Here is a 21214-nt window from a genome sequence, read left to right as displayed (position 1 = left end):
AGCGCTCTTTCCGGGGTCATGGAGCCGAGCAGCCTCTCCAGCGCCACCTCGACGTCCTCACGCCACGAAACGGCGGACTTGAGCTCGAGGCGGAGTGGACGCTGACCAATGCGGCGCTGTGCGGCGCGCTGGCGTTGACCGCGATCGGCTCGGCCGTCGCTCCCGCTCCCGCGCAAGCGCAGATCGGTCTCGGCCCGCGACTGTGGTGCTTCCGCGGAACGGGGGCCGCGGCGGCTCCCCCTCGACGTCGAGGAGGACGCGATGAGACTGCGTGACCGCTACGGCGCGTGGGGGATCGACACCCCGCGCGCTGAGAGCTGGCGGGACCGGGCCGCATGCCGCGAGGCCGATCCGAAGCTGTTCTTCCCGAAGGGCGGCGACGTGACAGGGAGTCCCGGGGCCGAGACCCGCGCCTACGCCAAGGGCAAGAAGATCTGCGCGGGATGCCTGGTCCGGCCGCAGTGCGCGGTCTACGCGCTCGCCAGGGATGAGCGGTACGGCCTGTGGGGCGGAATGACGCCCCGCCAGCGCCAGAGGCTGCTCAACCGGATGAAGGCGGCGGGATGAGGATCTCCGTGGATGCCATCACGATCGGCGAGCGGGACCGTACGGACCTCGGCGACCTGGACGAGCTGGCGGCCTCCATTGCCGAGGTGGGCCTGCTGCATCCGGTCGTCATCACCGAGGCCCGGGAGCTGGTCGCGGGAGGCCGGCGTCTGGCGGCCGTTCGGCTGCTCGGCTGGAGCGAGGTCCCCGTGACGATCGTGGACCTCGCGACGGCGCCCGAGGTGCTGAGGGCCGAGGCCGACGAGAACACCTGCCGCAAGTCGCTGACGCCGTATGAGGCCAGCCGGGCACGCGAGCGGCGGGCGCGGGTGCTGGCACCGAAGGCGAAGGAACGCCAGGGAAGACGTACCGACCTCGAACCTTCCGCCAAGTTGGCGGAAGGTTCCCAAGCGGATCGTGAAACCCGGAAGGTCGCCGCGGTCGGCACGGGTTACTCGGGCTCGACGCTCGACAAGGTGGACCGGATCCGCGACGTCGCCGAGCGTGGCGTCGTCCGTCAGGGCAAGGCCGAGGTGGTCGTTCCTGAGCCGGTGCGCGAGGTCGCCCGCCAGGCCCTCGGCGAGGTGAAGACCACCGGGGCCGCTGTGGAACCGGCCTCTCGCCGGGTGGAAGAGGCCTTGGCCACCTACGTCCAGGAGTCGGCCGATGTGCAGGCCGCGCGGCTGCGCCGAGAGGTCTACCGCCTGATCGTCCAGCTCGGCGACGGCCTGCCCAAGCTCGATGCCGCCCGCGTGGCCGAGCTGTGTGACGAGGACATGTGGGCGGCGATCACCGCGGCGCGCGACCGCCTGGAGGCGTGGACGCGGGACGTGGGAACAGCGCGCGGGCCGGGTCTGCGCGTGATCAAGGGGGAGAAGTGAGTGACATCTACCGGATGCTCTCGTCGGAGGAACGGGCCGAGTACGACGCGCTGCTCCACGAGGCGGGATACGACGACAACGGTGTGCAGCGACCGGCGCACGAGATCAAGGATCGGATGCACAAGCTGCTCCAGGACGCCGTCCAGGCGGGTCGTTCTTGGGCGGAGTACGTCCTCGACGACGATGTCCGCGAGGGCCATCACAAGCGGTTCAAGAGGTGGGACCGCGTGCGGCAGGTGGTGACCACTCGTTACGGCGAGCGTGTGATCAAGCGTTCGGCGCTCATGTCCCTGCGTCGGCGTGACTCTGTCAGTGGCCGGACCTACTGGCAGGGGACGTTCTACCCGGACATGACGCGGGAGGACCTCCTCGACGTGATCAACGGCTGTGAAGTCCGGATCAGCTCCGAGCGCATCACGATCGCGACCGCCCGCAGGCTCGTGGCCCTCTTGGACGAGACCGGCGTAGCCACGGTGACCGAGGCGCTGAAGTCACGCGGTGTGGAGCTGGAGACCTACCTGCTGGAGGAGAGCGCCTGATGCCACGTATCCGAAGCGTCAAGCCGGAGTTCTGGTCGGATCGCAAGCTCGCCCGGCAGCACTCCCGCGATGCCCGCCTGTTGTATATCGCGCTGTGGAACCAGGCCGACGAGCATGGCCGCGTGCTCGGCGATCCGCGGTGGATCAAGGGCAACTGCCTGCCGTACGACGATGACATCGACGAGCAGGCGGTCGAGCGGCTTCTCGGCGAGCTGATCGCCTCCGGGCGCGTTCAGCCGTACATCGTCGAGGACGACCCCTATCTGTTCCTGCCGAAGCTGGCCAAGCACCAGCGGCTCGAAGCCGTGAAGGTTCCGAGCCGCCTGCCCGCCCCGCCGCCCGAGATGGCCGGTCCCGAGGAGCCTCCGCCCGGTGGCGCGCACCTATCCGAGCCGGACCCAGGCGAGTTCGTGCCGCGCGCAGACGAGCCCGCGCGGGACTCCGACGAGTCGGCGCTTTCTTATGTAGCAGGTGGCAGGGGGCATGTAGCAGGTGGCAGGGAGCAGGGTTCTCCGGTTGCCGTAGGCGAAAAGAGTGACCGTTACGCGCGCACGCGTGAGAGGGCGCCTGCGGCGCAACCGGAAGATCTTCTTGCTCGCCGGGTCATCCGTGCCATCCCGCGCTACCGGGCCGCGCCCGGCTGGGTCCGTAAGCACCTCGCCGCCCTGGCCCGCGACGCCCTGGCCGCCGGGTACGGCGCCGAGGCGCTCACCCGCTACGCCCGGATGGTCATCGAGGAGGAGCGCTTCCTCGACCACCAGCACATCCCAGAACTGCGCGCCGCGCTCCGGCGCCTGGAGCTCGACGTCCGCCAGGGGGACGCCTGTCTCTGCTGCGGCCGAGATCCCGACGGCTGTCCGACCGCCTCGGCGCCGACCGCCGACGAGCCGTGGACCGATGTCGACCGGGCCGCCTGGGAGCGCATCGTGGCGCACCTCGGCGCCGACCCCGACGAGCTGGCTCGGGGGGCGTGATGGGCAGCGATCCGTTCGGCCGCGCGGCCGACACCCTCACCGCAGCGTTCACCCGCCGCCTCACCGCTGCAGGCCACACCGATCCGACGCGGCTGGCCCTGGAGCTGGTCGTCATCGCCCGGGGCCACGGCTGGCGTCCGGTCGAGGCGCTCCGGCCGCCCGCCCCGGAGACCGGCAGCGGCAACGGCCGCGCCGAGTACGCCGCGCGCCGGGCCGCCCTCGACAGCCGCCCGCCCTGCGCGTGCGGCGCGGCCGTCACCGACCACCAGCTCGACGCCGGGCGCCGTACCGGGTGCGAGGCCACCGGCTGCACCCGCTACGCCCCCATCCCCGCCCCGACTTCCGGAAGGAGTGCCTGATGCGCATCATCGTCGCGATCGAGCTGGTCAACGGTGGCCGTGCGCAGGCCGTATGCCGTACCGAGGACTGCACTGCCTTGGATGGCAAGCGCTGGAAGGGCGAGTCGCGCACCATCAAGGCCGATGCCGCCGAGGACGCCCGCCTGCACCGCAAGTGGCACCGTGACCAGCAGCCCATCCCGGAGCAGGTCCTGGAAGCGCACGAGGCTGCGGCGGTGACGACGTGACAGCGCAGAGGGTCGCGGACATCTTCGCCAATACGCGGGAAGCGCTCGCCAGCCTGGTGCCGTTAGCTATCGCCGAGCTGCGCGGCACGACGTTCGAGCAGAGACGTGCTCGTATCGAGGGCGCCGCTGACCTGATCGCCTCTAAGGCGGATCAGATGATGTTCGGCGGCAAGAACAAGAAGGCAACAGGCGTGTTCGCAGCAGTGGCCATGGGGGTCGCTGTCGGCGCCTACCAGCCCGGCGGGATCACCGTCTTCGGGCTGCACGCCTGCGCCCACTCTCACCCCTGGTGTCCCGCCTCATCAGCGCGCCCGCCCTGCTGTACGTGCGAGTCCACCTGCACGGCCACGGCCATCACCGGCGGCTGCCCGGACACGAGCCGGTGCGCGTGGTGCGCCAACGGCTGCCCGCGTGCCGACACCGAAACACCGTGCTGTGTTCCGACTTCCGTCATGGGGCGGCTCGTGTTCTTGATCGCTGGTGCGGAGGCGTCGGAATGATCGGCGATATCGAGGTCCGGCACGGCTTCACTCTGGCCGACCTGGAGCAGATGACCCGGGCCGCGCTGGTGGCCGACCGGTCCATGGCGGCCGACATCAGTGACCGCCGCGACGCCGCGTGGTCGGCCATCGCTGAGCATCTGTGCGCGGCCGAGACCCCGCCAACCCGGGCAGAGCTGATCCGCGTCGGTTGGCAGGCCATCTACCGGGAGATCCGCGACGGCTACCGGCACTACGGCTACGCCGACCGCAGGTGGGACGCTGGCGTGGCGAGCGGCCCCCGGTTCGTCGCCTACTGGTATTCGCCCGTGCAGCCGAGCCACGAGGAGCGGATCGTCGAGCGGCTCGCCGTCGGCCAGGTCCTCGCCCGCCTCACCCCGACCTACCGGGACGCGGTGGCCGCCCTGGCGACGGCGGACGACTACGTGAAGGCCGCCGAGCTACTGGGGATCGGCTACAAGGCGCTGGTCGCCCGGGTCGGTACGGCCCGCAAGACGGTGCTGCGGCTGTGGCACGAGGGGGAGACACCGCGCAGGGTGCGCCGGACAGACCGGCGCGTCGGAGTCCACGGGGTCGAGCTGGCCACGCACTGCCCGCATGGGCACGAGTGGACGCCGGAGAACACACAGGTCCGGTATCGGATCCTGCGCGGGAAGCGGCATCGCAGCCGCGTGTGCCGGGCCTGTCAGCACGAGCGCAGTGTCCGCCGTGCTGCCGCTGCGCGTGAGGCGAAGGCGAGCACGACATGACGGCCCCGCTGCTGATCCTCACTGTGAAGGGCGTCCCGGCCGGGCAGGGCAACCTGCGCACCGGCAAGCACGGCCGCGCTTACCACGCCAACGGGTCCGAGCTGCGGGACTGGCGGGAACGCATCCGCGGGGCCGCCCTCGACGCCCTCGGCCGCCACGAATGGGTCGGCCTCGGCCGCACTGCGCCGTGCCTGCAATGCGACGTCGTCCGCATGCGGCATGCCGAGCTGCTCGGCCCGGTACGGCTGGAGAGTGTCGTCACTGTGGCCAAGCCGCGGACCGCGACCGCCGCCTGGTCGATCACCCGGTCCTCCTCGGACTGGGACCACTACGCCCGTGCGATTGGTGACGCGCTGACCGGCGTGGTCTACGCCGACGACTCCCAGGTGATCGACGGCCGCCTGATCAAGACCTTCCCGTACGTCCACGAGCACGCGCTGGGCGAGCCCGGCGCAGTCATCCGCATCTGGGGGAACGCATGACCACCTCGCTCAAGTTCGACTCCAAGGTCGGATCGGCCGCCGCCGCTGCGATCGAGCCGCACATCAGGCCGATCTACGACCGGCCCGGCTGTCGAGTGATGGCCATCGTCGAGCTGGCGCACGTTGAGCGTGTGCAGCCCGCACCCGAGGCCGACAAGGAGCCCTCGGTGAAGGTCCGCATCACCCACATGGAAGTCCCCAATAAGGACCAGGAGGGGGCGATCCGCGAGGCGCAGCGGGCGCTCTACCTTCAGCGCACCGCGAGCGGCACCCTCGACGAGAACGGCCAGCTCGTCCTCACCGAGTCCACGATGAAGAACATCTCTGGCCTGTTGCACGAGGTTGAGATCGCCCGGCTCCGCGCGGGCCTGCACTACTGGGTGAACTACGTCGCCCGGGTCAACTCCCAGACCGGTCTCACGGTCTCGGAGATGCAGCACGAGCTGGACACCGTCGCCCAGGGCGTGGCCGCGCTGCTACACAACACCCCTGAGGAGGAGTCGTGATCGACCGATCCGTGTTCGCCGCCGAGGTCGCCCAGCAGCTCGACGCCCACACCGCGTGGGACTCGCTGCACGAGTTCAGGACCCTGCACTGGGACGGCGAGCAGCTCACCACCGGCACCCTGGCCGCCATCGCGCCGAGCGTCCCGCCCGACGCCTACCCCGGCCTGATGACCGACGTCGCCAAGGGCGAGATCCTCAAGCAGCAGGAGAAGAGCGAGCACACCCTGCACGCCTTCAGCCTGATGTTCGAGGCGCACGCCGTCATGCACGACTCGGCCCAGGCCACGGCCGAGGAGAACGCGCGCTTCCAGCGGGACCGGCTGGAGCGCCGCTTCCACCAGCGGGAGGACGCCGTCGAGGTCCTCGGCGTCTACCTCGTAGACATCCACGGCCGCCTGTGGACCGGGACGAAGCGACGCGATACCGGGAAGGTTGAGCAGCACTACTACCCGGACCCGGCTCGTACGCCCATCGGGGGCAGCTTCATCCATGGGCTACGCGCGGTGGCCGCGAACACCAGGGCCACGCTGCACGGCCTCCCGATGCCGAGGCTGCCATGAGCGACCACGTCCACCACGGCGTTGCGGCCCTGACGATCGTGACCCGGCAGGCCGACGGCAGCGTGGTCTCCCGGCGCTGGCTGACGTGCGGGCACTGCGCCGAGGCCCTCGCTGAGCAGCTCGGCCCGCCGCGTGACGAGGTGCTGGCCACGGCCGAGGCTCGCGAGGTTCTCCGGCAGATGGCCGAGGCCATGCCCGGCTACATCCAGACCGATTTGCGGATGGAGTCGTGACCGTCACCGAGGCGCGCGACCTGATCCGGCTGCTGTCCTGGATCCTCGGTGCTCCGGTGCTCGACGAGGAGCCGGTCCCTGACGCCGAGGCGATGGAGGCCGCCGCAGTGCTCGCCGACCAGGCTCGCCAGGCGCTCGGCGCCGGGCCGGATGGTCGGGACGTGCGGGCGCTGTGGTGCCAGGTGCAGCCCGTTGTCACGGTGGATCGAGTGCCGTACGACTCCGATGCGCTGCCGTCCGGCCTGCGCTTGGTCGGCCGCGATGGCTGAGGAACTGGTGCTGTTCGGCACACCCGATGTCCCCAAGCCCGAGCCGCCGAAGGAGTCGCAGACGGTGCGCCGGACCCGGAGGCAGGCCGCCATGCTCGCCGCGGGCATTCATCCACTGTCGGCCGTGGTGGACAAGCTGCGCCTGCACGAGCAGGCCGCGCCGTATGGCGACCTCCGGGCGCCTGGCCGCCGCTGTGGTAACTGCCGCTGGCGCGAGGTGTTCAGCTACCGCAACGGCCGCTACCCGAAGTGCACCTTCGGCGACGGGGCTCGGATGAGCCATGCCGACGCCACCGACTGCCGAGCCTGGTGGCCCGGATGCGTGAACCACGAGTGGAAGGAGAAGACGGATGGCTGACCTGCGCCTCGATGTGCGCGCCCGCCAGGCCTGGCAGGGGGACAAGGAACTCCGCCTGACGGCCAAGGAGTTCGACCTGCTGCGCGTCCTGGTTCGCGACGCCGGGAAGGTGGTCACCCGTGAGCAGATCATGCGCGAGGTGTGGGGTGTCCAGTGGTGGGGCTCGACCAAGACCCTGGACATGCACATCTCGTGGCTGCGCCGCAAGCTCGGCGATGACGCCACCTGGCCGGGCCACATCGTCACTGTGCGGGGCGTCGGCTTTCGCTTCGACGGGACCGCCGAGATCGTCGGTGGTCCGGTCTCGCCCGAGCTGGCCAGCGACGGGATGGCGCTGGCCCGCGCCGTCGTTGCCGACCTGCGAGCGATGGCTGACCAGGCGGAGGCTCGTCTCGCCGACCTGGAGCGCGTCGCCGAGGAGGTGACCTCCGGTGGCTGACCCCGATAGGTCATGCCCGCACCTCACGTTCGAAGCGCGAGTCGAGGTGAATCGCATCACGACCGCCGAGGACGGTCCGGTCGTGGCTTACTCCGCCGATATCAGGGTTCGGTGCCGGGACTGCGACGAGCCGTTCCGCTGGACAGGGCTGGAGGCCGGGCTGTCCCAGGCCCGGCCCATGGTCAGTGTGGACGAGACCGAGCTGCGCGCCCCACTCCGGCCCGCCTCCGCGGATCCAGATTTCGGGCTGGGTCTTCCCGGTTTCGCGGTGGTCTATCGAGAGGGGGACAGCCGTGGCTGACCCGCTTGGCTACATCGTTCTGGAGTACCCGCCCGGCTCGGCCTGGCCCGACTGCAACCCGCACGGCGAGATCCACCGTGACCTCGCCGGTGCCCGCTACGAGCGGCACAACCTGGAGTTGACCGCCCGTGCGCACGCTCTTCGCGAGTCCTACCGGATCGCCGAGGTCCGCCTGGTGGAAGAGGACGCCGATGACCGATGAGCCGACCTCCTACAGCGAGCTGGCCGAGGTACTGACCGAGCTGCCGTTGCTGGTGCGCGAGGCCCGCCGTGCTCGTCACCGGAGCCAGAAGCGAGCCGCTGAGGAGATCGGCGTCTCCATAGCCACGGTCTCCCGGATCGAGGCTGGCGAGGGCTTGCACATCGCGAGCGTCCTGCCCATCCTGCGGTGGCTGGACACGGAAGGGAGTGACCGTGGCTGACACCAATGCCGCCTACCTCCGCCAGACCCTGCCGATCCTGGTCACCTACACCCGCCAGGTCGTGCTGGCCGTGGACGTGGACCGGCTGCACTCAACCGCCATGGATGAGGGCCTGCCCGCCGACCAGGTGGCGTTCCTGGCCGCCATGCGGACATTCCAGCGATCCCTCTACGGCCTTCAACTGGACGAGGAGATGCTGAGATAAAACACGCGACACGGCCAACTCTAATAACGTGTCATAAAGACAGGAAGGTTGGAAATGAGCGAAAGAGAATCAGATGGATGACAACAGCAAGCGGATCGTCGTCGCCGTTCTCCTGGTGGCCGACGGCATCGGCGAGCAGCCCGACATGGCGCACGTCGCGATCGGCGGCACGAACGCCTCGACCCTGGTAGAGGCCGACCTCATCGCCGAGGACACGGGCGTCCCGGTGAACGAGCTGCCCGGCCGCCGGTTCGATGCCCTGTGGACGATCGGGGAAGTCGAAGAGGAACTATCGGATTTTCGTCTTCTGAATGATCCCCGCATTTAGTGGGGTTAGAGAATATGGCGTTTGGGGGAGAGGAAATGTCAGTCGGAATGCGTACCATTAATCGTAGGAAATGGGGCAGGCAACCCCATCCGCCGAGAAATGGAGGACTCTCCAATGAACGACTTCCCCCAGATTCCCCCGGAGCGCGAGGAGCGGACGAATCACCTGCTGGCCCACGCCGCGCACACCCTCACGCACGTGGCCAAGGTGCTGGCGAGGATCGGCATCCGCGTCCCGCTCGACACGACGGACGCCGACACGCTGATCGACGCCATGACGCTGGCGCTCGACCTGATCGACGGCCGTCCCACGCCGGACGACGCGAAGTCGGCGATCTTCGCCCTGATGCTGCGCTGGCTCACGGCGATGGACCTGATCGCCGCCTATCGAACGATGGGGTACGACTGGCGGGAAGCCGCCGCGTTCGACACGCTCCAGCAGGTCGAGATGCTGGTCATGATCGCCACATCCCTGCTGGACGGTCGCGACTCGCTGAACTGACCCCGCCGACGCGCCCCCGCTTCGGCGGGGGCGCGTTCGCGTGTGCGGGGACCGGCGGGGGCGGGCGAGCCCGCAGGCAACCCCGCCGGTATGGCCCACCGAGAAGGGGACCACTTCCATGGTAGAAGCCACCGGCCCCGCTGCAGAGGTCACACTTCTGGTCGCCGAGCTGGCCGAGCTGTTGGAGCGCCTGGAGGAGCTGTTGGCCGAGCCGGTCGCCGACCCCACCTCGGGCACGATGAGCCATCACAAGGTGACCGGTTCGCCCGCACCCTGGCACGCCGAGGCCGGGCCGATCCTCATGGACATCCACGAGGGCGTCCGCCGCCTGGAGGCGAGCCTGCGCCGGGAGGTCGCCGGACACCTCGGCGAGCGCCGCGGCGGATCCGACGCCAACACCGCGGCGGCCCTCGCCTCGATCGCCCGCCTTGTTCACGGTGTGCCCGAGGAGGCCGCCCGCCGTACGGTCCGCATCCTGTCCGGCTGGATTCGCCGGGCCGAGGAGGTGCGCGACATCGGCGAGGCCGAGCGGTGGGAGCCGCTGCGCGCCCCGGCCGGTGAGCTTCCGCCCGCCTGCCCGTACTGCAAAACCTACTCGCTGCGGGTCGGCCGCCGAGAGGGCCGGGTGCGGTGCGCGAACCGCAAGTGCGTGGACGGCGACGGGCGTCCGCCAGTCGCGACGATCGACAAGAACAGGGTGAACGGCGATGCCATGCTCGTCTGGGCGGACGGCCGAACGATCCACTACGAGGATACAGTTTAATATGGTGAAACGAGATATAGGTGAGTGATTTAAAGCAAGGCCGAAGGTTCGAATTTATCCGCGATGGATATGTTCAATATAGAAGCCCTTGCTTGCGCTTCCTGTTCGCATTATTTTTCCCGTGAGATTATACGGTAGCTCCTTAACTCCTGGGCGATTAAACCAATCTGGAATCTTCTCGTTTTCTAGATTTCCCTGGCGAATTATTTTGTTGATTCGAAATATTTCCTCTAGACTTACATTTAAGCCATCATCAAACTTTATAATGACGGAGTTTAGGCTTACTGTGGTGGTGAGAAGATTTCTGGAGGTGACCTCTCTACTTCGGAGGGCTTCGAGTGCTTGGCCGATCCTCCTTGCGGGATTCCCTATCAAACTAAGGGAAAATCTAATTCCTTGATAGATGTTTGTGATTGGCAGGCCTTGTGATTGGCGGCTTATGTAGAGCAGTTCGGGCATCCACTCTGATTTCAGAATTTGATCCCGACACTCTTCGGGTAGGCGGCGAGCTGCGTATTCGAGAAGCCATATTGGTAGCCGTTCCAGTCGGGTTGCGGCCTCCTGTTTAATGAGATCGCTGCAAGCTGTGCAGATTACCGCCCCAATGGTTGCGAGTAGGATTGCTAAACCGCCTAGCAAGTAGGCGAAAGCGCCGAGTATGAACTGGCTGATCACGTAGTACCACCCTGCGGCCGAAGTTGGGGTCGCATGGGGGGCCGGTAAGCCTCGCTGAGAGCTTCCAGTTTTATGGTTGCGAGGGCGGCGCCATCCGGGGTGATGACATAAATGCGGCGACGTGGCCGACCTGCCTTGGCAGGGTCGACGTCCTCCTGGCGGCTTTCGATCCAGCCTGCACGTTCCAGTGTGGCCAGGATTGGGTAAGCGGTACCGCTGGGTTGGCCGGTGAGCTGCATGAGCTCAAAGCCGTACCGGGGTTGCTCGTGATCCTCCAGGAAGACTTTTAGGATCTGCGCCACCTTAGGGGTTACGCTGATGTCGGTCTCCATGTCGATGATCCTACATAGGGCTATGTAGGAACAGCAAGCTCCTTATGGTGTGAGAGCTGGAGTTGATCATCACCTGATGTGTGTATGCCAACCGCAGCTACGTGGATGGTGAGGGCGCCATCGGTCGATCTGCTACGAGGCAGGATCGTAACGATCGCGAGAAGGGCGAGGGCCGGATGGGTGTGATCGGCTGGGATGGAAGGATGCGCCTGCCCGCACGACTATCTCGCCTGCGCCGCCGTACCTCTGCCATCTCTGCTGAGGTCGCTACTTCTGAACTCCTCTCGGCTGTCCCGGAACCTGTGGTGCCGCCGCCATTGCGCACGCCGCGGCCTGCCGCATGGTGGATCGTTCCGGCCGCGTTGCTGGTCGGCGGTGCGGCCTCTGGGGTGGCGTGGTGGCTGCTGAGCACTCTGCCGCCGCTGCCGACCTCGGCCGAGGAGGCCACCGCCCGCCAGGGCGCAATCCAGACCGCCCTCGCGTTAGCCGCCGGAATCGGTGCGGCGATCACGCTGATGCTCGCGTTCCGCCGCCAGCGCCACCAGGAACACGCCGCGCACGTGACGGCCTACCTCACCGAGCGCAACGCGCGCTTGGCCGAACAAGTCGCCGAGCACAATCGCCAGGACGCCACCGAACGCCGGGTCACCGAGCTTTACACCAAGGCCGTTGAGCAACTCGGCCACACCACAGCCGCCGTGCGACTGGGCGGGCTATACGCCTTGGAGCGCTTAGCGCAGGACAACCCCGACCACCGGCAGACCATCGTCAACGTCATCTGTGCCTACTTACGCATGCCGTACACCCCGCCCTCCGACAGCGCACAGCAGGGTTCGGTACATGCCGTCCTGCGTGCCACCGTTGCCGGAGTCTCCACTCCTGCCACGGGACACGACCCACACGAAGAACGTCAAGTTCGCCTCACCGCTCAGCGCATTTTGGTAGACCACTCGCACGATAACCGAACTCCAGAGCAGCGGGAAATGGAACTAGCTGGGCCTCGGTTCTGGGAGGGTATGCGCATTGATTTGAACGGCGCGACCCTCATTGACCTCGACCTTACTGGCTGCCACCTCACCGATGCTCAATTCGGTGAAGCTATTTTCGAGGGGGACTTCCGGATCAACGGAGTCGCTTTCGAGGGGGGCGTCCGGTTCGATGGAGCAACTTTCAAAAAGAGTGCCTGGTTCGAAAATATTACCTTCAGAGGGAATGCGAATTTCGGCTGGGTGGCCTTCAGGGGGAGCGCCTGGTTCACCAAGGCGGTATTCATGAGTGATGTCAATTTCACCCAGGCAACCTTCGCGAGGAATGCCTCGTTCGCTAAAGCGACCTTCATGAAACGCGCTTCATTCTTCTTGGCAACCTTTACGCAGGAAGTCAGGTTTGGTGGAGCGACCTTCACGGGGGACGCTAATTTCAGTAGAGCGACCTTTATGAAGGGCGTCTGGTTCAGCGGAGAGCCGTCTAAAGGGATCGCCGGGGCAAGGATTATTCCGGGAGCAGTCTTCAAGAGGAACGCTGAGTTTGGCGAGGCAACATTCGCAAGGGACGTTCGGTTCAGAGGAGTGACTTTCGAGGGGATTGTTTGGTTCGGAAAGGCGACTTTCGCGCAGGCCCCTCGGTTCGAGGATGTTCGGATAGTGCGGCCGGATGGTGAACATGTTTGGCCAGTTAATTGGGTGCTTGTCCGGCGGGAGGACGGCTCTGGGCTGCTTCAGGAGTCTAACGCCGAACCGCCACCGTCGCCCATTGCTGCAGCAGAGGACAAGTAGGCAGTTGCGCGCCAGAATTATCGGCCATGGTGCGTGGCGAGCGGTGGTCGAGAGCGGAAAACCCCAGCGAGGGGCAGCCCTCCGTGTCATGGCCACTGACTACGACCAGCCCTGATGTTCGCCGGTGTCCTGGATGCGTCCGAAATGGTGAACCATGGCCGCTGGGACTGCTGTCCCTGAAGACGGTTATGTGGGTCAACCCGGGGAGCGTCAGCGTTGCTCTCGGGTACAGCGGTGTGATCGAGGAACTGGCGCTGTCGTGATCATGCCGGAGCGCCTTGCGCTCCGGCCGACTCAGGACCGGCTTCTGCTCTGTGACCAGGGATTTCTCTCGCTTATTTTGTAGCATTCATATTGACAAATTCGGAGGTGGAGCGCATATTAGTAGTAGTGAGTTAGACAAAATCGGAGATCGGGATGTACGAGATCGGGACCCAGGTCACCTACCACGGCAGCATCGAGCGCTTGACCGGCGAGACCTTCACCGTCGTCCGCCACTGCTGCAACGGCACCCGCTACACCCTCGACGGCATCCGCGTCCTCCACCACGTCCGCCACGTCAGCATCACCCCGATCACCACCCCGGTCCGCAGCGGCGCATTCCGCAGCGACCTGGAGCGGGCCATCGCCGACGAGCAGCCCGTAATGATCACCTACGTGGCGGCCGACGGCACGTGGACCACCCGCACCGTTGAGCCGTACGAGCTGGCCCGGACCCGTGCCGGACGTCTGATCGTCCGCGCGATGGACCGCCTTCGCCGTGAGTCCCGCACCTTCCGTCTCGACCGCATCGAGTGCCTGGACGTCCTGCCCGGCGGCTTCCACCTGGAGCGCCCGGACTTCGACCGTGAGGCGGCGGCCCTCGCCCGGATCCGCGCCGAGATCGCCGAGATCAGCCCCGGCTACTACGGCGACGAAATGCACTGGACCCCCGACTGCCCCATCCTCGCCCTCTGATCGCTCCCTGCCGGGCGGCATCCGGCCGCCCGGCTCAACCCCTCGAAGGGATCGTAATGACCGTCACCGACGTCAATCAGCAGTTCGCCACCGAGAAGATCGCCCAGCTCACCGACCGGCAGGCCGCCCGCGACGCCGCGATTGCTCGCGAGAGCGACAAGGCCGCGTGGATCGCGGGCGAGGTCGCCTCGGGCCGCATGGTCCAGATCGCCCCCGACCGCTACCGCGTCACCTCCGGATGGGACCGGGGCGAGACCTTCACCGTCTGCCGCAACCTGCTGGGCGAGGTCGCCGAGGTCGTGGCCAACCACGGCCTCGACGTCACCGAGGACGGCACCGTGGCTCTGTACTCCGCCGTCCCCGCCTGGCACGGCCTCGGCCAGATCATCCCCGGCGGCATCTCCAGCATCGACAGCGTTCTGGACCTGGCCAGGATCAACTGGGACGTCGCCAAGGTGCCCGCCCTGTACTCGTGGGAGGACAAGGTCCGCGCCCACGAGGGCAAGGCGCACACCGTCCGCGCCGACACCGGCGCTGCGCTGGGCGCCGTCGGCCGCGACTATCAGGTGATCCAGAACCGGCAGCTCTTCGAGTTCTGCGAGAACCTCGTGGGCGAGCACGACGTGGTGTGGGAGAGCGCCGGGGCGCTGCGCGGCGGCCGGAGGGTCTTCGTGTCCATGCGCGCACCCGAGAGCATCATCGTGGATGCGGGCGGCATCGCCGACGGCATCGACCTGTTCATCGTCGCGCTGAACAGCCACGACGCCACCAGCCAGGCCGAGACCGTGCTCTCCCCGTGGCGGCCCATCTGCCGCAACACCGAACGCCTCGCCACCCGCGACGCCAAGGCCCGGTGGGGCATCCGGCACACCTCCGGCGCCCTCGACCGGCTGGAGGAGGCCCGGCGGACCCTCGGCCTGACGGTGCGCTACGCGGAGGCGTTCGAGGGCGAGGAAACCGCGCTGGCCCGCACCGAGATCCTGCTCGACGACATGCGGCGGCTGATCGACGACCTGTGGCCGGTCGAGGAGGACGCCACCCTCCGGACCCGCAACGCGGCCGATCGGCGGGCGGACACGCTCATGGCCATGTACGAGACCGAGGCCGAGCGGCTCGGCCGTACCGCCTACGCCGCCGAGCGGACCGTGACCGACTACCTCGACCACGTCGCCCCGCGCCGCCCCGGCAAGACCATGACCGAGGAGATCGCCCGCGCGACCGCCCTGCTGGAGGGCGCGGACGACAAGGCCAAGACCACGGCACACAAGCGGCTGATGACGCTGGTCCGTTGGTGACCACCTTCTGGGGGCGGCCCGATCGGGGGCCGGGCCGCCCCACCAACCCCGAACGGAGGATCCGATGATCGACCCGTACACCGACCACGACGGCCACGGCACCGTCACCCTGAGCCTGACCGAGCAGAGGCCGGACGGCGGCCTCGTCTACCAGTCGTGGCGGGTCTGCGACTGCATCGCGCCCGCCATCCGCGCCCAGCTCGGCACGCCCCACCACGAGGCGACGGCCGACCGCACGCAGGTCGAGGCCACCGGCCGCGCCGTCCTGCGAACCGACAGCGGCATACACATCATGGAGGGAAGGTGACCGCCACCCGCCACCTCGTCCTCACCATCGCCCTCGACGGCTACCGCCCGGCCCTCGGCCACGTGACCGGCGGACGGCTCGGCGCCGACCTGATCGCCGCCATCCACCCCGACCTCGACCCGCGCATCGAGCCGTGCCCGTGCGACAGCCCGCCGAACCTGTCGGACTCCTGCCGGGCCGACGCCTGCGGGATGTGCGTCGGCTACCTGGAGGGGCAGATCACCCCGTGCGATCACGACTGCCACCCCATAGAGGAGATCGCCCGCCTCAAGCCCGGCCAGGAACCGCCGGATCCGAGCTACCTGGAGCGATGGCTGGCGCACTGGCGAGGGCGCGCCCTGAAAGCCGAGGCCCGCGTCGCCGGAGCGCACGCCCAGGCCGCCGACGCCCGCCGCCGGGAGCTGGAGGAGGCGACCCGCTGGCGCGACTGCGCCACCCACGCCGAGACGATCCTGGAGCTCCGCACTCACGTGGACCGGATGAACGACCTGCTCGACCCGTACGAGCAGCTCCGCATCGGCGTGATCAGCCTGCGCTGGAACCTCGGCCAGCAGAAGGGCACGCTCGACCCTGCGGCCCTGGACAGGCACCTGAGGAAGCTGATCGACGCCTGCAACCGCGGACTCGCCAAGGCCACCGAGACGAGCCGCGCCCGCGAGGAAGGAAAGCGGTGACGGAGATGGCCGTGCTGATCACGTGGCACGGCCATACTCTTTGTCTAAGTCAGTTAGACAAGGAGATGCTCGTGGCGCCCGACCCGGAAGCCGACTACTGGACAGCGGAGGACGTCGCCGAATACCTCGGCGTAGCGGTGCGGAGTGTCTACACCTACCGCCTCCGCGGCCAGAAGGGCGAGCCCGGCGGCCTTCCCAGGGAAGACCGGATGTTCGGCAGGTCGCCGGCCTGGAAGCCGGCGACCATCACCGGCTGGCAGCGGCCGGACGTCTCGACCCGCCGCGGCCGACCTCCGCGCCGGCCTACTGCGGAGGGCGCATAACCTGCGCCTTGGCCAAGTACCGGCGGTGGCTGGCCATGCAAGAACAATCGACTGCGGCGCTAAGTCTTCACCGTTGGAAAGCGTATTGCTGGAAGCAGATGTAACGATCACAAGAAGGCCAAGCACAGGGCGGGGCGGGATCGGCTGAAATGTAAGGATGCGCCTGCCTGCACGGTTACCCCGCCTGCGCCGCCGTACCTCCGCCATCCTCACTGAGTCTGCAACTCCTGATCTTCTCTTGGTTGTCCCGGAACCCGTGGTGCCGCCGCCGTTGCGCACGCCGCGGGCCGCAGCGTGGTGGATCGTCCCGGCCGCGCTGCTGGTCGGCGGTGCGGCCACCACGATGGCATGGTGGCTGCTGAGCAGCCTGCCGTCGCTGCCGGCCACGGCCGAGGAGGCCACCGCTCGTCAGGGCGCGATCCAGACCGCCCTCGCGGTTGCTGCGGGCATTGGCGCAGCGATCACGCTGATGCTTACCTTCCGCCGTCAGCGCCACCAGGAGCACTCTGCGCACGTGACGGCCTATCTCACTGAGCGCAACGCCCAATTGACCGAGCAGATCGCCGAGCGCAATGCCCGCTTGGCCGAGCAGGTCGCCGAGCATAACCGCCAGGACGCCACCGAACGCCGGGTTACCGATCTTTACACCAAGGCAGGTGAACAACTCGGTCACTCAAGCGCTGCAGTCCGCCTGACTGGTTTGTACGCCCTAGAGCGCCTGGCCCAGGACAATCCCGCCCACCGCCAGACCATCATCAACGTGATCTGCGCTTACTTGCGTATGCCGTACGCCCCACCGGCCCTGCTCAAGCCGATCGACCCCGCCCGAGAACGCGCCGAGGCCCTGCGCGCGGCCCACCGCCGCCATCACGCCTCCCGAAACGCCGCCCGAGGCAAGAGACCCGCAGCCGCCTCGACCGCTTTCACTGAGGACGTGACCCCCTCCAAGGAGGTCGAGGAAGAACGGCAGGTTCGCCTCACCGCTCAGCGCATCCTGACCGAGCATCTGCGTAACGATCAGATGGCAGAACAACAGACGACAACACTGGGCGGGCCTCGGTTTTGGGAGGGGATGCGTATCGACTTGACTGGTGCCACCCTTATCGATCTCGACTTCGCTGGCTGCTGGCTCACAGACGCCCGGTTCGATGGAGCGACTTTCAAAGGGGACGCCCGGTTTGAGGGGGCAACCTTCACGGGACACGCTGAGTTCATCGAGGCGATCTTCAAAGGGGACGCTGAGTTTAGCAAGGTGACCTTTGAGGGATACGTCTGGTTCGGTGGGGTGGTCTTCAGGGGGAATGCCAGGTTCGCTAAAGCAACCTTTAAGAACGATGCTGGGTTCGTCGAGGCGGCCTTTGAAGGTAACGCTGTGTTTACCTGGGCGAATTTTGAATTGGACGCCTGGTTTGATGAGGTGGCGTTCGAAAAGGATGTCCAGTTTGGCGGAGTGACTTTCAGGAGTTCGGGCCGATTTAACGGGGCGGTCTTCGAAAGGGATGCTCGGTTCGGTCGAGTAATTTTTGCTAGGCATGCTGATTTTGTTAAAGCGACTTTTAAAAGGGATGTCTACTTCGATGAGGTGGCTTTTGAGGGGGGTGCCTGGTTTCGCGAGGTAGCTTTCGGAGGAAGTGCTCGATTCGATAGTGCTCGGATACTAAAGCCCGACCCTGAGCACAGCTGGGAACATATCTGGCCAGTTGGGTGGGAGATTGTTCGGCAGCAGGATGGCTCCGCACTGCTCCAGCGAGCTGGCACCGAACCGACACCTCCGATCCTCACGGGGGAGGAGGATGGGCAGGCTGACTCTCATGCGTGACGGGATGCAGCTTGCCTCAAGGGCCAGCTACTGGACCATGGCCGACATCGCCGAGTACCTCGGCGCCAGGCTGTGCAGCGTCCGCACCTACCGGCTCCGCGGCCAGAAGGGTAAGCCCGGTGGCCTGTCGCAGGGGGGCAAGCTCCTCGGCCGGACTGCGGTGTGGGAGCCGACCGCGATCCTCCGATGGGAACGCCCCAGGCAGGGAGCCAGCGGTGGCCGGTCGCATAAGGACGCACCACCGGAATCTGACCAGGCATGATGAGGGCATGGACGCCTGGACCGTGGAGGACGCCGCCGCCCTGCTCCACCCGCCGCTCACCGCCGCGGAGGTGCGGGAGATGATCGACCTCCTCCACCTCCAGCCGTGCGGCACCCGCCGCACCGGACGCCGCGGACGACCGGCCCCCACATACGATCCGGCCGTCCTGCAACACGCCCATGCCCTCGTAATCCGAGGACGAGTTGACCTTGCTCGAATTCGGGCCGCATAATTCGAGGCAAGTTCCGCATGTCCAAAGCCCGGCTCGACGAGCCGGGCTTTCGCATGTACGGGGTCAGAGCAGGCCTAGGCTCCCGATGATCAGCAGAGTGAGCGTCACCGCTCCAGCGAAGGCCACGCCACCCCTGGTGATCGCGGTGTGGGACTCAGCTCCACTCAGCCGCGCGGAGAACCCAGCGAACTGGGCGGCGATGATCCCGATGAGGATGGCCACGAAGACAAGCAAGGCCTTCAGGGGGGTCATACTTCCTCGACTCTCTATACGGGCCGAGGCCGAGCCAGAGGTCAGGTGCACAGTCCGACGACGACTCGACCTCACGCCAACAACAGCGATTGGTCTAGCGATGTCAGAGCTGTGACTGCGTCAAGGAGGGGCAGCTCCAGCGTGAGCCTTTGTGTGGCAGGCAACTCACGCTGAGATCAGCATGCCATCCGACTCTCATGTCTCGGGGCGAAATGCGGACATTCCTTGATGTGATGGTGATCCGATCGTGGCCAGAAGCAAGGGGCGAGCGGGCCGCCCTTACCGTCGCCTCCGTGACCAGGTCCGCGCCGCCTCCCGCGTCTGCTGGATTTGCGGGCACGCCATCGACCTCGCCCTTCCCCCTCGCCACCCCCTGAGCTGGACCCTCGACCACCTCATGCCACTCTCACGCGGTGGTGATCCGCTCGACCCGAGCAACGCGAGGGCAGCCCACTACCGATGCAACAGCGGACGCGGCAACCGGCTCCGCGCACGCCAGCCCACCACCTCGCGACGCTGGTAAGCCGCTGACCTGCGGAAACGCGGCCACCGATTTTTTGATCAAGAGGGGTGGACGACCCGCGCCCCAGTCTCCCTTTTTCTCCCCCCGCAGCAGGGGGTGCCTCCCCGGTCGGGGAGGTCTTCTGGAGTAGTTAGGTCCGGTTGACCTGCTCCTCTGGGCCTTCGACAGAGCGCTTGGGCTTCACCTCGATGCCCCATCGATGGCGGAGCCACTCCACTCCCAGGTGGAAGGCGACAATGGTCGGCAGGGTGTAGAACGCCGAGCCCCACCCCTGCGACAGGTGGATGTTCACTGCGGCGAAGACCAGCAGAGAACCGAGTGGCCACCAGGTGCGTCGGTTGGAGGCCAACACCCAGCGTGCGGCCTTCACCAGCCCCCCACCGAGGTCGTACAGGCGCATCCGCGTGGCGGCGACTACCAGGCCGAGGCTGTAGCGGATTGGTCGAGGGCTTTCGATGAGGGCGGCTTGCCAGTCCTCGGCTTGCCATCTCCGGCTTCGACCTCCGATCCATACAGCCAAGGCGAGTGAGACAGCAGCCCCCTTTCGTCTAGCAACACCGGGGGCAATGAAGGTGCCGACGCCAATACCGACGCCAATACCGATGCCAACGATGCTGCCGCCGATGGCGTCCTCGCTGCTGCCGCCGATGATGTCGTCGATGACGCTACCGATGCCGATGATGCCGACGCTGCCGACGATGAGGATGGCACCGAGGATGGCAGCGAGGGAGACGATGGAGCGGTCACTAGATCTAGATAAGGAGTGGACACTAGGTAGCTCGTGAGGACGAGAATCGTCCGTCAATGCTGAGCACCTCCCGGAGTCCATCCCCAGCGCGGTGAACGTCCACGTCCACGTACGGCATGCAGGGCGGCGTACTCTTGGCGGCCAGCGCCGGACAGGGTGTAGAAGCGGCGGCGTGGCCGGTCCTCAGGTACGCCTGTCTCCCACGAGCCGGTGATCCATCCGGCTTTCTCCAGACGCTCCAGGAGCGGGTAGACGGTGCCTGGACCCAGTCCGGTCTCCTCGGTGATCCGGTATCCCCACAAGGGATCGCTGGGGTCGGTGGCCAGGAACAAGTTCAGGACGATGCGCGTGGTGGTGGTGAGGCGGATCTTCGGCGGTGGCTCGGTCATCGGCTTCCCCTAACCCCTATATCGACAACGATACCTTGAAGGTCTCTTGAGGGAGGTGTTTCGTGCCCCCTCGTCGTCGCCGGCTCGCCGCCGCGCCCGAACCGCCCACGCGGGAGCGGGCACCGGACCTGCGCGACGCCGTGCGTGCCGCGGTGGACGCGATGGACTGGCTCACCGACTCCGACCAGGCGCTACGGACGCTGGCGCTGCGGCAGGCCGAGGAGATCGAGAAGGCCATCGACCGGGCTGAGGAACTGGCCGAGCTGCGCCGGGACCTGGCCGGGGACGAGGGCGCGCTGCGAAGGCTGAGGGCGCTGGAGTCGATGTGCGAGGTGACCAAGACCGTCGGGTGGCTCGGTCCGCAGCTCCAGGGCGTGTTGCGTGACCTCGGCGGGACCCCGGCGGCCCGCAAGGCGATGAAGACGGACAAGCCGATCGGGGGGCGCCTTGCTCAGCTCCGCGCCGATGCTGCTGGGGAGCACGACTCCTAGGATCTGGACGCCTCCACT

General features: G+C 67.1%; 36 protein-coding genes and 2 pseudogenes. 32 read left to right on the top strand and 6 right to left on the bottom strand.

The window, feature by feature from the left end; all coding sequences use genetic code 11:
• Positions 1-95 (bottom strand): annotated as a pseudogene (locus AB0395_RS33440) (GNAT family N-acetyltransferase); the annotation flags it as partial.
• A gap of 166 nt (positions 96-261) precedes the next feature.
• Here AB0395_RS33440 and AB0395_RS33435 point away from each other — a divergent pair.
• The 22 genes and pseudogenes from AB0395_RS33435 to AB0395_RS33330 all read left to right on the top strand — a co-directional run bounded on the left by AB0395_RS33435 (position 262) and on the right by AB0395_RS33330 (position 10142).
• On the top strand, positions 262-567 hold the full coding sequence (locus AB0395_RS33435) for a WhiB family transcriptional regulator (RefSeq protein WP_366288004.1): 306 nt from the start codon (positions 262-264) through the stop codon (positions 565-567).
• Between the two features lie 8 nt (positions 568-575).
• Positions 576-1427, top strand: a complete 852-nt coding sequence (locus AB0395_RS33430; protein ID WP_366288003.1) for a ParB N-terminal domain-containing protein — start codon at positions 576-578, stop codon at positions 1425-1427.
• On the top strand, positions 1424-1966 hold the full coding sequence (locus tag AB0395_RS33425) for a hypothetical protein (RefSeq protein WP_366288002.1): 543 nt from the start codon (positions 1424-1426) through the stop codon (positions 1964-1966). The genes AB0395_RS33430 and AB0395_RS33425 overlap by 4 nt, the downstream gene beginning before the upstream one ends.
• Positions 1966-2940, top strand: a complete 975-nt coding sequence (locus tag AB0395_RS33420; RefSeq protein WP_366288001.1) for a hypothetical protein — start codon at positions 1966-1968, stop codon at positions 2938-2940. Before AB0395_RS33425 ends, AB0395_RS33420 begins: the two co-directional genes overlap by 1 nt.
• Positions 2940-3299, top strand: a complete 360-nt coding sequence (locus tag AB0395_RS33415) for a hypothetical protein (protein WP_366288000.1) — start codon at positions 2940-2942, stop codon at positions 3297-3299. Before AB0395_RS33420 ends, AB0395_RS33415 begins: the two co-directional genes overlap by 1 nt.
• Positions 3299-3526, top strand: coding sequence for a hypothetical protein (locus tag AB0395_RS33410; RefSeq protein WP_366287999.1), 228 nt, complete (start codon positions 3299-3301; stop codon positions 3524-3526). Before AB0395_RS33415 ends, AB0395_RS33410 begins: the two co-directional genes overlap by 1 nt.
• A complete protein-coding gene (locus tag AB0395_RS33405) occupies positions 3523-4026 on the top strand; it encodes a hypothetical protein (protein WP_366287998.1) in 504 nt (167 codons plus the stop codon). Before AB0395_RS33410 ends, AB0395_RS33405 begins: the two co-directional genes overlap by 4 nt.
• On the top strand, positions 4023-4775 hold the full coding sequence (locus AB0395_RS33400) for a hypothetical protein (RefSeq protein WP_366287997.1): 753 nt from the start codon (positions 4023-4025) through the stop codon (positions 4773-4775). The genes AB0395_RS33405 and AB0395_RS33400 overlap by 4 nt, the downstream gene beginning before the upstream one ends.
• A complete protein-coding gene (locus AB0395_RS33395) occupies positions 4772-5257 on the top strand; it encodes a RusA family crossover junction endodeoxyribonuclease (protein WP_366287996.1) in 486 nt (161 codons plus the stop codon). The genes AB0395_RS33400 and AB0395_RS33395 overlap by 4 nt, the downstream gene beginning before the upstream one ends.
• The gene (locus tag AB0395_RS33390; RefSeq protein ID WP_366287995.1) at positions 5254-5763 is read left to right on the top strand and encodes a hypothetical protein; all 510 of its coding nucleotides are present in this window, start codon (positions 5254-5256) and stop codon (positions 5761-5763) included. Before AB0395_RS33395 ends, AB0395_RS33390 begins: the two co-directional genes overlap by 4 nt.
• On the top strand, positions 5760-6323 hold the full coding sequence (locus AB0395_RS33385; protein ID WP_366287994.1) for a hypothetical protein: 564 nt from the start codon (positions 5760-5762) through the stop codon (positions 6321-6323). The genes AB0395_RS33390 and AB0395_RS33385 overlap by 4 nt, the downstream gene beginning before the upstream one ends.
• Complete coding sequence (locus tag AB0395_RS33380) at positions 6320-6556, top strand: hypothetical protein (RefSeq protein WP_366287993.1); 237 nt, start codon at positions 6320-6322, stop codon at positions 6554-6556. The genes AB0395_RS33385 and AB0395_RS33380 overlap by 4 nt, the downstream gene beginning before the upstream one ends.
• Positions 6553-6825, top strand: a complete 273-nt coding sequence (locus AB0395_RS33375) for a hypothetical protein (protein ID WP_366287992.1) — start codon at positions 6553-6555, stop codon at positions 6823-6825. Before AB0395_RS33380 ends, AB0395_RS33375 begins: the two co-directional genes overlap by 4 nt.
• Positions 6818-7183: a hypothetical protein gene (locus AB0395_RS33370; protein WP_366287991.1), complete on the top strand. Its 366-nt coding sequence runs from the start codon at positions 6818-6820 to the stop codon at positions 7181-7183. Before AB0395_RS33375 ends, AB0395_RS33370 begins: the two co-directional genes overlap by 8 nt.
• Position 7184: 1 nt before the next feature.
• Positions 7185-7463: pseudogene (locus AB0395_RS33365) on the top strand (winged helix-turn-helix domain-containing protein); the annotation flags it as partial.
• A 151-nt stretch (positions 7464-7614) separates the two neighbouring features.
• Positions 7615-7923, top strand: a complete 309-nt coding sequence (locus AB0395_RS33360; RefSeq protein WP_366287990.1) for a hypothetical protein — start codon at positions 7615-7617, stop codon at positions 7921-7923.
• Positions 7916-8125 (top strand): hypothetical protein, encoded by a 210-nt coding sequence (locus AB0395_RS33355; RefSeq protein WP_366287989.1) that lies wholly within the window; start codon positions 7916-7918, stop codon positions 8123-8125. The genes AB0395_RS33360 and AB0395_RS33355 overlap by 8 nt, the downstream gene beginning before the upstream one ends.
• Entirely contained in the window at positions 8115-8345 is a 231-nt protein-coding gene (locus AB0395_RS33350) for a helix-turn-helix transcriptional regulator (protein WP_366287988.1), read from the top strand. The genes AB0395_RS33355 and AB0395_RS33350 overlap by 11 nt, the downstream gene beginning before the upstream one ends.
• On the top strand, positions 8338-8550 hold the full coding sequence (locus AB0395_RS33345) for a hypothetical protein (protein ID WP_366287987.1): 213 nt from the start codon (positions 8338-8340) through the stop codon (positions 8548-8550). Before AB0395_RS33350 ends, AB0395_RS33345 begins: the two co-directional genes overlap by 8 nt.
• 73 nt (positions 8551-8623) lie before the next feature.
• Positions 8624-8878 (top strand): hypothetical protein, encoded by a 255-nt coding sequence (locus AB0395_RS33340; RefSeq protein WP_366287986.1) that lies wholly within the window; start codon positions 8624-8626, stop codon positions 8876-8878.
• A 114-nt stretch (positions 8879-8992) separates the two neighbouring features.
• Positions 8993-9379, top strand: coding sequence for a hypothetical protein (locus AB0395_RS33335; protein WP_366287985.1), 387 nt, complete (start codon positions 8993-8995; stop codon positions 9377-9379).
• Between the two features lie 118 nt (positions 9380-9497).
• Positions 9498-10142 carry a hypothetical protein gene (locus tag AB0395_RS33330; RefSeq protein WP_366287984.1) on the top strand — a complete coding sequence of 215 codons (645 nt, stop codon included), beginning with the start codon at positions 9498-9500 and terminating at the stop codon, positions 10140-10142.
• A gap of 54 nt (positions 10143-10196) precedes the next feature.
• On the opposite strand, the gene AB0395_RS33325 is transcribed toward AB0395_RS33330, so the two are convergent.
• Positions 10197-10817 (bottom strand): hypothetical protein, encoded by a 621-nt coding sequence (locus AB0395_RS33325; protein ID WP_366287983.1) that lies wholly within the window; start codon positions 10815-10817, stop codon positions 10197-10199.
• Positions 10814-11149 carry a helix-turn-helix transcriptional regulator gene (locus AB0395_RS33320; RefSeq protein WP_366287982.1) on the bottom strand — a complete coding sequence of 112 codons (336 nt, stop codon included), beginning with the start codon at positions 11147-11149 and terminating at the stop codon, positions 10814-10816. The genes AB0395_RS33325 and AB0395_RS33320 overlap by 4 nt, the downstream gene beginning before the upstream one ends.
• 80 nt (positions 11150-11229) lie before the next feature.
• Between AB0395_RS33320 and AB0395_RS33315 the strand changes: the two genes are divergently transcribed.
• The 8 genes from AB0395_RS33315 (at position 11230) to AB0395_RS33280 (ending at position 18561) form a co-directional block, all read left to right on the top strand.
• Positions 11230-12924, top strand: coding sequence for a pentapeptide repeat-containing protein (locus AB0395_RS33315; protein ID WP_366287981.1), 1695 nt, complete (start codon positions 11230-11232; stop codon positions 12922-12924).
• A 417-nt stretch (positions 12925-13341) separates the two neighbouring features.
• Positions 13342-13881, top strand: coding sequence for a WYL domain-containing protein (locus AB0395_RS33310; protein WP_366287980.1), 540 nt, complete (start codon positions 13342-13344; stop codon positions 13879-13881).
• A gap of 56 nt (positions 13882-13937) precedes the next feature.
• Positions 13938-15176: a DUF932 domain-containing protein gene (locus AB0395_RS33305; RefSeq protein ID WP_366287979.1), complete on the top strand. Its 1239-nt coding sequence runs from the start codon at positions 13938-13940 to the stop codon at positions 15174-15176.
• A 64-nt stretch (positions 15177-15240) separates the two neighbouring features.
• The gene (locus tag AB0395_RS33300) at positions 15241-15483 is read left to right on the top strand and encodes a hypothetical protein (protein WP_366287978.1); all 243 of its coding nucleotides are present in this window, start codon (positions 15241-15243) and stop codon (positions 15481-15483) included.
• Positions 15480-16157 (top strand): hypothetical protein, encoded by a 678-nt coding sequence (locus AB0395_RS33295; protein ID WP_366287977.1) that lies wholly within the window; start codon positions 15480-15482, stop codon positions 16155-16157. Before AB0395_RS33300 ends, AB0395_RS33295 begins: the two co-directional genes overlap by 4 nt.
• A 71-nt stretch (positions 16158-16228) precedes the next feature.
• Positions 16229-16480 carry a hypothetical protein gene (locus tag AB0395_RS33290; RefSeq protein ID WP_366287976.1) on the top strand — a complete coding sequence of 84 codons (252 nt, stop codon included), beginning with the start codon at positions 16229-16231 and terminating at the stop codon, positions 16478-16480.
• 157 nt (positions 16481-16637) lie between these two features.
• Positions 16638-18299 carry a pentapeptide repeat-containing protein gene (locus AB0395_RS33285; RefSeq protein WP_366287975.1) on the top strand — a complete coding sequence of 554 codons (1662 nt, stop codon included), beginning with the start codon at positions 16638-16640 and terminating at the stop codon, positions 18297-18299.
• Entirely contained in the window at positions 18292-18561 is a 270-nt protein-coding gene (locus AB0395_RS33280) for a hypothetical protein (protein WP_366287974.1), read from the top strand. The genes AB0395_RS33285 and AB0395_RS33280 overlap by 8 nt, the downstream gene beginning before the upstream one ends.
• Positions 18562-18856: 295 nt before the next feature.
• Here the strand turns inward: AB0395_RS33280 and AB0395_RS33275 are convergent, their stop codons facing one another.
• On the bottom strand, positions 18857-19045 hold the full coding sequence (locus AB0395_RS33275; RefSeq protein WP_366287973.1) for a hypothetical protein: 189 nt from the start codon (positions 19043-19045) through the stop codon (positions 18857-18859).
• A 247-nt stretch (positions 19046-19292) separates the two neighbouring features.
• On the opposite strand from AB0395_RS33275, the gene AB0395_RS33270 reads away from it, so the two are divergent.
• Positions 19293-19568 (top strand): HNH endonuclease, encoded by a 276-nt coding sequence (locus AB0395_RS33270; RefSeq protein WP_366287972.1) that lies wholly within the window; start codon positions 19293-19295, stop codon positions 19566-19568.
• A 130-nt stretch (positions 19569-19698) separates the two neighbouring features.
• Here the strand turns inward: AB0395_RS33270 and AB0395_RS33265 are convergent, their stop codons facing one another.
• Positions 19699-20373, bottom strand: coding sequence for a hypothetical protein (locus tag AB0395_RS33265; protein WP_366287971.1), 675 nt, complete (start codon positions 20371-20373; stop codon positions 19699-19701).
• Positions 20370-20705, bottom strand: a complete 336-nt coding sequence (locus AB0395_RS33260; protein ID WP_366287970.1) for a PadR family transcriptional regulator — start codon at positions 20703-20705, stop codon at positions 20370-20372. Before AB0395_RS33260 ends, AB0395_RS33265 begins: the two co-directional genes overlap by 4 nt.
• A 62-nt stretch (positions 20706-20767) precedes the next feature.
• On the opposite strand from AB0395_RS33260, the gene AB0395_RS33255 reads away from it, so the two are divergent.
• On the top strand, positions 20768-21196 hold the full coding sequence (locus AB0395_RS33255; RefSeq protein WP_366287969.1) for a hypothetical protein: 429 nt from the start codon (positions 20768-20770) through the stop codon (positions 21194-21196).
• Positions 21197-21214 lie beyond the last annotated feature (18 nt).

Origin of the sequence: Streptosporangium sp. NPDC051023, from assembly GCF_040689595.1 — a bacterium.
Classification (GTDB): domain Bacteria; phylum Actinomycetota; class Actinomycetes; order Streptosporangiales; family Streptosporangiaceae; genus Streptosporangium.
The sequence above is the reverse complement of the archived record's forward strand: the minus strand, read 5'-3'. Positions and strand labels throughout refer to the sequence as shown.

Bases quoted from the DNA above. Each gene is read 5' to 3' on its own strand.
- AB0395_RS33390 (WP_366287995.1), top strand. From the start codon at position 5,254: ATGACCACCTCGCTCAAGTTCGACTCCAAGGTCGGATCGGCCGCCGCC.
- AB0395_RS33435 (WP_366288004.1), top strand. From the start codon at position 262: ATGAGACTGCGTGACCGCTACGGCGCGTGGGGGATCGACACCCCGCGC.
- AB0395_RS33380 (WP_366287993.1), top strand. From the start codon at position 6,320: ATGAGCGACCACGTCCACCACGGCGTTGCGGCCCTGACGATCGTGACC.
- AB0395_RS33260 (WP_366287970.1), bottom strand. From the start codon at position 20,705: ATGACCGAGCCACCGCCGAAGATCCGCCTCACCACCACCACGCGCATC.
- AB0395_RS33415 (WP_366288000.1), top strand. From the start codon at position 2,940: ATGGGCAGCGATCCGTTCGGCCGCGCGGCCGACACCCTCACCGCAGCG.
- AB0395_RS33320 (WP_366287982.1), bottom strand. From the start codon at position 11,149: ATGGAGACCGACATCAGCGTAACCCCTAAGGTGGCGCAGATCCTAAAA.
- AB0395_RS33285 (WP_366287975.1), top strand. From the start codon at position 16,638: ATGCGCCTGCCTGCACGGTTACCCCGCCTGCGCCGCCGTACCTCCGCC.
- AB0395_RS33335 (WP_366287985.1), top strand. From the start codon at position 8,993: ATGAACGACTTCCCCCAGATTCCCCCGGAGCGCGAGGAGCGGACGAAT.
- AB0395_RS33280 (WP_366287974.1), top strand. From the start codon at position 18,292: ATGCGTGACGGGATGCAGCTTGCCTCAAGGGCCAGCTACTGGACCATG.
- AB0395_RS33300 (WP_366287978.1), top strand. From the start codon at position 15,241: ATGATCGACCCGTACACCGACCACGACGGCCACGGCACCGTCACCCTG.
- AB0395_RS33420 (WP_366288001.1), top strand. From the start codon at position 1,966: ATGCCACGTATCCGAAGCGTCAAGCCGGAGTTCTGGTCGGATCGCAAG.
- AB0395_RS33340 (WP_366287986.1), top strand. From the start codon at position 8,624: ATGGATGACAACAGCAAGCGGATCGTCGTCGCCGTTCTCCTGGTGGCC.
- AB0395_RS33350 (WP_366287988.1), top strand. From the start codon at position 8,115: ATGACCGATGAGCCGACCTCCTACAGCGAGCTGGCCGAGGTACTGACC.
- AB0395_RS33400 (WP_366287997.1), top strand. From the start codon at position 4,023: ATGATCGGCGATATCGAGGTCCGGCACGGCTTCACTCTGGCCGACCTG.
- AB0395_RS33275 (WP_366287973.1), bottom strand. From the start codon at position 19,045: ATGACCCCCCTGAAGGCCTTGCTTGTCTTCGTGGCCATCCTCATCGGG.
- AB0395_RS33410 (WP_366287999.1), top strand. From the start codon at position 3,299: ATGCGCATCATCGTCGCGATCGAGCTGGTCAACGGTGGCCGTGCGCAG.
- AB0395_RS33330 (WP_366287984.1), top strand. From the start codon at position 9,498: ATGGTAGAAGCCACCGGCCCCGCTGCAGAGGTCACACTTCTGGTCGCC.
- AB0395_RS33395 (WP_366287996.1), top strand. From the start codon at position 4,772: ATGACGGCCCCGCTGCTGATCCTCACTGTGAAGGGCGTCCCGGCCGGG.
- AB0395_RS33310 (WP_366287980.1), top strand. From the start codon at position 13,342: ATGTACGAGATCGGGACCCAGGTCACCTACCACGGCAGCATCGAGCGC.
- AB0395_RS33305 (WP_366287979.1), top strand. From the start codon at position 13,938: ATGACCGTCACCGACGTCAATCAGCAGTTCGCCACCGAGAAGATCGCC.
- AB0395_RS33370 (WP_366287991.1), top strand. From the start codon at position 6,818: ATGGCTGAGGAACTGGTGCTGTTCGGCACACCCGATGTCCCCAAGCCC.